The sequence below is a fragment of the Siminovitchia fortis genome (genome assembly GCF_007681465.1).
GTDB classification, from domain to species: domain Bacteria; phylum Bacillota; class Bacilli; order Bacillales; family Bacillaceae_C; genus Siminovitchia; species Siminovitchia fortis.
The window spans coordinates 1-6,649 of record NZ_VEKZ01000096.1; the positions used below are offsets into that span (position 1 = coordinate 1).

Below are 6,649 nucleotides of genomic sequence, written 5' to 3' on the forward strand. Positions count from 1 at the left end.
AGCTATGGCGCAGGAGCACCAGAGGTGCGAAGTCTGCTAGTCGATAGGCGCTGGAGCTAGACATACCATGTCATCATTCGAATATAAGCTTTATCCAATTTTATTTTTTCTTTTGAAAAAAGAAGCGGGAAAACTTGAATGGCTCCCGCTTCTTATGACATTAATGGAACTTCTTGTCCTGTTGGATTTTTCTCACCTTCAAAGGTGTCACTTCGTCTCCGTTTGGGTCAAATACTCTTACATTCTCAATCGTCTGTCTCATAGAGGCACGAAAAGACTGCAAATATTCCCCTCTAAGCTTTGACTGCTCTTTTGCCTCTGCTTTTGTCAGGCCTGTACTCTTTGCTTTTCTTGCGAGTTGATTGATCCTATCGAGTTTTTCTTTTGAAAGCATAAAAAAACTCCTTCGTTTTCATTTTGCCGCAAGTCAATACTACTAGAAAAACCGGTTGAAAACAATAAAGGAGTATTGAATAATCGCCTTAATTTCGGCTGTCATTCCGATCCATATATTCCTGGTATCTTCTATGGACGGTAGCTTTTGAAACATCATATCCGAAACCTCTAATGACCGAGGCAATCTCTTCAAAGGTCAGGCTGTTTTGCCTGAGCCGGACAATCTCTTCCACCGGGATCTCTTTCCGCTCTCTTCCGTTTATATTGCCGCGTTTCTTTAAGTTTTGTTCAGGCCGATAGCCTTTTGCCACCGCTCTTTTCATACCGCGCCTGATTTTGATATTATGCAGCTTCCGCTGATATTCTTCTACCATTCCTATTATATGAAGGAGCATAGAATCTGTTTCAGATACTTGAAGTTCACCGTCATGGGCAAGTGAATACAGCTTGACATCTTCCTTAAATAAAAAATGTATAAGGGCGATTTTGGCATTTCCACGGCCAAGCCTGGTTTCATCCTGGATCAGAACTGCATCGATGTTCCCGGAAGAAATTTTATCCAGCATTTCCATTAACCCGGGCCTGTCCAGGTCATATCCGCTCGACTGATCATGAATGACGGAGTCAACCTGAAAGCCCCATTTTCCGGCGGCAGCCGACAATTCCTCTTCCTGCCTGGCCAATGAGGTTTCCTGCTCTTGTTTTTCAGTGCTTACCCTGCAATAAATGATCACTTTCATATCAAACACTCCATTGGACACTTATTCTAACTCTTGTTCCTTTATTATCAATCCTTGGCTGTTCTGTGCTTGCTCGGCATAAACATTCTGTTGGTTTCCCATCATACTGGGAGCCTGCTCTTCTTCCGCCAGGTTAAAAATAAATAACAGCCCCATTATAATTGAAACAATACAAAAGATGACGATAAAAGAATGATTCCTTATGATTGACAACATCCATATCCTCTCCCCGAATATTTGTTCGCATTTATTTAAAATCATTATAACCAGAACGTAGGTTTGTGTCAAACAAAAATTCGAACTTACGTTTGTATTAAAAGAACCCGCGTGCTATAATATGGATAGCTCATAATAGATATAAAAGGGTGTGAAACAATGTCCAAGCTTTCAAAAAGGCAGGAAGCTATTTTAACTTTCATTAAGGAAGAAGTGAGAAAAAAGGGGTACCCTCCTTCTGTGCGTGAAATTGGGAAAGCCGTAGGCCTGGCATCAAGTTCAACTGTACATGGACACCTGGCAAGATTGGAAAGCAAAGGTTTGATCAGAAGAGATCCGACCAAACCGAGAGCCATAGAAGTCCTTGATCAGGAGAATGCGGCTGTCCCTGCCAAAAACGCAGTCAATCTTCCCCTTGTCGGTAAGGTTACTGCCGGAGTGCCTATTTCAGCTGTAGAGAATATCGAGGATTACTTCCCCTTTCCCGAACAGCTGATCCCCTCCGATGATCAAACATTCATCCTTGAAATTATTGGTGAAAGCATGATCGAAGCCGGAATTCTTGACGGAGACTATGTAATTGTCAGACAACAGCAAACCGCGGACAACGGCGACATCGTCGTAGCGATGACAGAAGAGAATGAAGCGACTGTCAAAAGATTTTATAAAGAGAACGGATACTTTAGACTCCAGCCCGAAAACTCAAATATGGAGCCGATTATCGTACAGAACGTATCCATACTTGGAAAAGTGGTGGGATTATACAGACGTAACATTCATTAGATTTTAGCGTAGATACCCGTGACTTCAGTAATTGGAGGAAGCGCTTTTTACGTAAATAATTGCAAATGCGAACAAACATCTTCAGCCCGTAAACATCTAAAGCAAATTGGTTAAGAGAAAATTGTTATGTGCGTGATGTCAATCATCAAGGGCCTGAAAAAAGGCTCTTTTTTTATTTCAATAATACGCTATTTATTCACCTCCATTGATTCTCCCCAATAGTATTCGCTGATAACATCTGCAAGTACATCAACTGTCCGGTCCAATTCCTCCTGAGTATTATCCACACCGCCTATCTCGATTAATAAGGAATTCTCGGACAAGTCCTGATTATATATTCCGTTATTTCCGCCAGCCTTTGTTTTACCAAAAACCCCGCGTGAAAGAGTTGGGTATTTCTTTTGAATGGAGTGGTGCAGGCTGGTGGCAAATTCAAGATTTTTTTCATAATTCGGGTGTGCTTCACCAATGACAAACAGGCATTTGGCGTATTTTTCCCCATTGATCGTTGCAGTGGTCACCGCCCTTCCTAGAGAGTCGCGATGGATGTCAATGTAATACCGGACCTGTTTATTTTGATTCATCGCATCAACTACTACCTCTCTTGAAGCTTCATATGATTGTTCGTATCTCATGCCTCTTTTTTTTAGCATCCCTTGTATGTCTTTATTATTTACCAATGTTTTGATTCCTTTTTCCTCAAGTTTCTTTCCTAGCCGCTTCCCGAGCAAAGAGACATTTTTCTCTTTATGCCAGGCGCGATTTGGATCCGTCACTCCCGGAAGCATTGGCAAAAAGGATTCCGTATTATGTGTCGAATAGATAAAGACGGCATGATCCTTTGTTTGTGAATCCTCAACCGGTTTTTCCTCTGTATATTCCTCCCCACCCTCATAAATATCAAAATCGGCAGGCGGCGGGGATTCAATAGGGAGGTTAGTAAAATCGGTTCCTTTGCCCGCCACGATGATTTTGGGAGTGGCAGCATTCAGCCCGGGTATTTCGCTGATCAAAAAAGATTTCATGTTTCTGAGATTGATATTCGTGAACAGTTCCAATGCATCTTTCCCAAACGATCTCTCGTACCCTTCCGGCAGAATCCTTTTTAAAGCCTGGTTTTCCAATGACATAACATACAGAAAAGACTCTGTTCTTGTAGGGTCATTGGCGATAAATGACAGCAAACTGATTTTTACACTTGAAAAAGCAATTGCGGAAACTAGACAAAATAGTGCGGTGACGGTTACAAAGAATTTGGCTGCAAGTTTTAGCATCATTTTCATCCTTTATGTTTTAACGTGTTTATTCATTTATATGAAAATGATGAGAGACTATGAATACAAAAAACCATGAGCTGTCTTAGGGGCTCATGGATTCTTCTGCTGTATTAATGCTATTATTCGCACTTTAAAAGAACTTCTTTCAGAACGGCTGCCTGATTATGTTTTTCATCCTTTGCACCATATAGCAAGGTTACATCCTCATTTTTCATCCGCTCTTTCAATTCTTCCAAATTCTTTTGACACGTTTCATTCTCTTCCAAATAAGAGAGATATTTTTCCCTGAACGCCGGAAATTTTTCAGGGTCATGCTGAAACCATTTCCTCAGCTCGGTGCTTGGAGCAAGCTCTTTCATCCATTCATCAATTTGCGCCTTTTCCTTTGAGATTCCCCGCGGCCAAATCCGATCTACCAAAACACGATATCCATCACCCGATGAAGGTTCATCATAGATTCTTTTAATCTTAACGCTTCCCATAAAGACTCCTTTCTCGCAGATTATTTTCATTCTTGCCACTTTGGGATTTATACTATCAAAAGAACAGTGCTTTTTTAAGGAGTTGTTTAGCCATGCGAGAATTGGCAGGGCATTGCAAAACGTGCGGCAAGGAAATTTATTGCGAAAACGGCTTTTTTAACGGGGTAATTCTCAAAGACGGAAAGATCATCTGCTTTGAATGTGAGGAGAAGAAGCCGGAAAAATAAACGGGACAGGCAATCAATCCCTGCCCCGTACTCAGAGGGTTTTTCTGTTCCAAAAACGGTGCTCTGCAACGGCTTTTGTAAACTCTTCTAAAAATCCGCCCGACGCATCACCTGTTATAACTCCGGCATTGCTCGGCAGGTTAAGTTCCTCGAGCAGCTGCTTCCCTTGATAGGATGCTCCAATCGGCTTATAGTGGGCGAACGCTTCTTTTATGAAATAGGCAGCCGACTCAAAAAATTGATGGCTGGTCTTTTCACCGCCGACAATATAGGCTGAATCAAACAAAACGGAATCTCCCGTGGCAAACGTCTGTTCAACCTCCAATTCAGCACCATTTTGACCTTTGATAAAACCTTGCTTTTCACCAACTGTAACAGGCTGGGCCCCCACTTTCTTTAAAGCTTCCAAGATTACAGGCACATTTTCGTTAAAGCCCTCTGCGACTAAAACCGCGATTTTGCGAGTGTCCGGCTTTTTCACCGTGTTCTCCTGGCTTAGTGCCGGCGAAGATTTGTTAACTTTAGGAGCCAGGCTTTCAGCAGGTGGCCGGACCCCTACATTTTTCGCTGTTGTTTGGGCCAGATCCAGGTCCACATTTGAAAGCATATCCACTACCTGCTGCCGGACATCTTTCTCTTTACACATACCCAATTCAAAGCTGAAAGCGTTGATGATATGCTCTTTTTCAGGTTCGCTCATCGAGTTCCAGAACAAAACAGCCTGTGAAAAATGGTCTTTGAAACTGTCGCTTCTCGCCTGTATTTTTCGTCCGTCAATTTTCTCCTGATAATGCTTATATCCTCCCTCGTCCTCAGAGGCTGCGGCAGGAGTATTACCCGCCAGCGAATTGTTATGATAGCTGACCTGTCCCACATTGATTGTTTGCCGAGCGTAGCCATCCCGCTGGTTATTATGGAAAGGGCAGACAGGGCGGTTAATTGGCAGTTCATGAAAATTCGGCCCGCCCAACCGGATCAGCTGCGTATCGGTATAGGAAAACAGCCGTCCCTGAAGAAGAGGATCATTTGTAAAATCTATGCCGGGAACGACATTGCCCGGATGGAAAGCAACCTGTTCCGTTTCTGCAAAGACATTATCGACATTACGATTCAATGTCATTTTTCCAATGATTTTTACCGGAACATCTTCTTCAGGCCAAATTTTGGTAGGATCGAGAATATCAAAATCAAACATAAACTCATCTTCTTCTCCAATAATTTGTACGCCCAGTTCAAATTCCGGATAATCACCGCGGTCAATTGATTCATAAAGATCCTGCCGATGGAAGTCCGGATTTTTACCATTCAACTTTTGCGCTTCATCCCAAACGACAGAATGGACTCCAAGCGCAGGCTTCCAATGGAACTTTACGAAAAATGCCTCCTCATTTTCATTTATAAATCGGAAAGTATTAACACCAAACCCTTCCATCATCCGAAAACTTCTCGGGATCGCCCGATCAGACATAGCCCACATGATCATATGTGCCGACTCCTGATTGTTCGCAACAAAATCCCAAAATGTATCATGGGCGGTCGCTGCCTGAGGTATTTCATTATGGGGCTCCGGTTTGACCGCATGGATCAGATCAGGAAACTTGATGGCGTCCTGGATGAAAAAGACGGGCATATTGTTTCCAACCAAGTCATAGTTGCCTTCCTCGGTATAAAATTTCGTGGCAAAACCGCGGACATCCCTTGCCAATTCTCCGGAGCCGCGGGATCCTACAACAGTAGAAAATCTGACAAAGACTGGCGTTTTTTCCCCAGGTTCCTGCAAAAATTTTGCTTTAGTATATTTCTTCATAGATTCATAGACTTCAAATTCTCCGTGAGCTGCGTATCCCCTGGCATGAACAACCCTTTCCGGAATCCGTTCATGGTCGAAGTGGGTCATTTTTTCCCGGAAATGAAAATCCTCCATAAGTGTCGGTCCACGTTCTCCGGCTTTCAGTGAGAACTCATCTTCCGAAACTTTGAGCCCCTGATTTGTTGTCATCTTTTGACCCTTGTCATGCGAACGATAAGTATCCAGCTGTTTGTTCTTGCTCTCGGCATTTGCATTACGCTCGTCTCTCATTTTTTATAATTCCTCCCTGGCAATTAATCTATATATAGCAACTACCCTCTGATTCCTTTGTAAAACTTCAAAAGGTTGTTCATTATCACCCTGCAAAAAAGTTAAAAATGTTTTAAATAACAAAGACCGGGAATTTAATAGAGTAGTCACACATTACATGAAAGGAGGAGTTTCGAAATGGCAGACAAAAAGAATAACGACCATAAAATGACAGTGGAAGAAGCAGGACGAAAAGGCGGAGAAGCAACTGCGCGCAACCATGATAAAGAATTCTACAAGGAAATCGGGCGCAAAGGCGGCGAGGCCACTTCAAAAAATCACGACAAAGATTTTTACGAAGAGATCGGCCATAAGGGCGGAAAAGCCCGCGCCGAGCAGCATGACGATAATAAGAAAAGCGCAAGCGCCTTGCCCATCGACGTACAGACTGGAGTGCCTCCGACGAGAT

At 42.9% G+C, this 6,649-nt stretch carries 9 protein-coding genes; 3 read left to right on the forward strand and 6 right to left on the reverse strand.

Annotation, left to right across the window (positions count from 1 at the left end):
* Positions 1-160: 160 nt before the first annotated feature.
* The 3 genes from FS666_RS18565 to FS666_RS18575 form a co-directional block, all read right to left on the reverse strand.
* On the reverse strand, positions 161-394 hold the full coding sequence (locus FS666_RS18565; protein WP_120072403.1) for a DUF896 domain-containing protein: 234 nt from the start codon (positions 392-394) through the stop codon (positions 161-163).
* Positions 395-482: 88 nt separating this feature from the next.
* Positions 483-1,136 carry a YneB family resolvase-like protein gene (locus FS666_RS18570; protein ID WP_120072400.1) on the reverse strand — a complete coding sequence of 218 codons (654 nt, stop codon included), beginning with the start codon at positions 1,134-1,136 and terminating at the stop codon, positions 483-485.
* 21 nt (positions 1,137-1,157) lie between these two features.
* Positions 1,158-1,352, reverse strand: a complete 195-nt coding sequence (locus tag FS666_RS18575) for a hypothetical protein (RefSeq protein ID WP_120072398.1) — start codon at positions 1,350-1,352, stop codon at positions 1,158-1,160.
* 159 nt (positions 1,353-1,511) lie between these two features.
* Here FS666_RS18575 and lexA point away from each other — a divergent pair, with 159 nt between their 5' ends.
* Positions 1,512-2,135: a transcriptional repressor LexA gene (gene lexA, locus FS666_RS18580; protein WP_120072396.1), complete on the forward strand. Its 624-nt coding sequence runs from the start codon at positions 1,512-1,514 to the stop codon at positions 2,133-2,135.
* A gap of 188 nt (positions 2,136-2,323) precedes the next feature.
* Here the strand turns inward: lexA and spoIIP are convergent, their stop codons facing one another.
* Together spoIIP and FS666_RS18590 are read right to left on the reverse strand one after the other, a co-directional pair.
* Positions 2,324-3,409 carry a stage II sporulation protein P gene (gene spoIIP / locus FS666_RS18585; RefSeq protein ID WP_186306617.1) on the reverse strand — a complete coding sequence of 362 codons (1,086 nt, stop codon included), beginning with the start codon at positions 3,407-3,409 and terminating at the stop codon, positions 2,324-2,326.
* A 122-nt stretch (positions 3,410-3,531) separates the two neighbouring features.
* Entirely contained in the window at positions 3,532-3,894 is a 363-nt protein-coding gene (locus tag FS666_RS18590) for a DUF488 domain-containing protein (RefSeq protein WP_144460424.1), read from the reverse strand.
* Between the two features lie 92 nt (positions 3,895-3,986).
* Here FS666_RS18590 and FS666_RS20535 point away from each other — a divergent pair, with 92 nt between their 5' ends.
* Positions 3,987-4,121 carry a hypothetical protein gene (locus FS666_RS20535; RefSeq protein ID WP_260842225.1) on the forward strand — a complete coding sequence of 45 codons (135 nt, stop codon included), beginning with the start codon at positions 3,987-3,989 and terminating at the stop codon, positions 4,119-4,121.
* Positions 4,122-4,152: 31 nt separating this feature from the next.
* On the opposite strand, the gene FS666_RS18595 is transcribed toward FS666_RS20535, so the two are convergent.
* The gene (locus tag FS666_RS18595; protein ID WP_144460422.1) at positions 4,153-6,201 is read right to left on the reverse strand and encodes a catalase; all 2,049 of its coding nucleotides are present in this window, start codon (positions 6,199-6,201) and stop codon (positions 4,153-4,155) included.
* Between the two features lie 177 nt (positions 6,202-6,378).
* On the opposite strand from FS666_RS18595, the gene FS666_RS18600 reads away from it, so the two are divergent.
* A partial coding sequence (locus tag FS666_RS18600) for a KGG domain-containing protein (protein ID WP_144460420.1) occupies positions 6,379-6,649 on the forward strand: 271 nt, incomplete at its 3' end.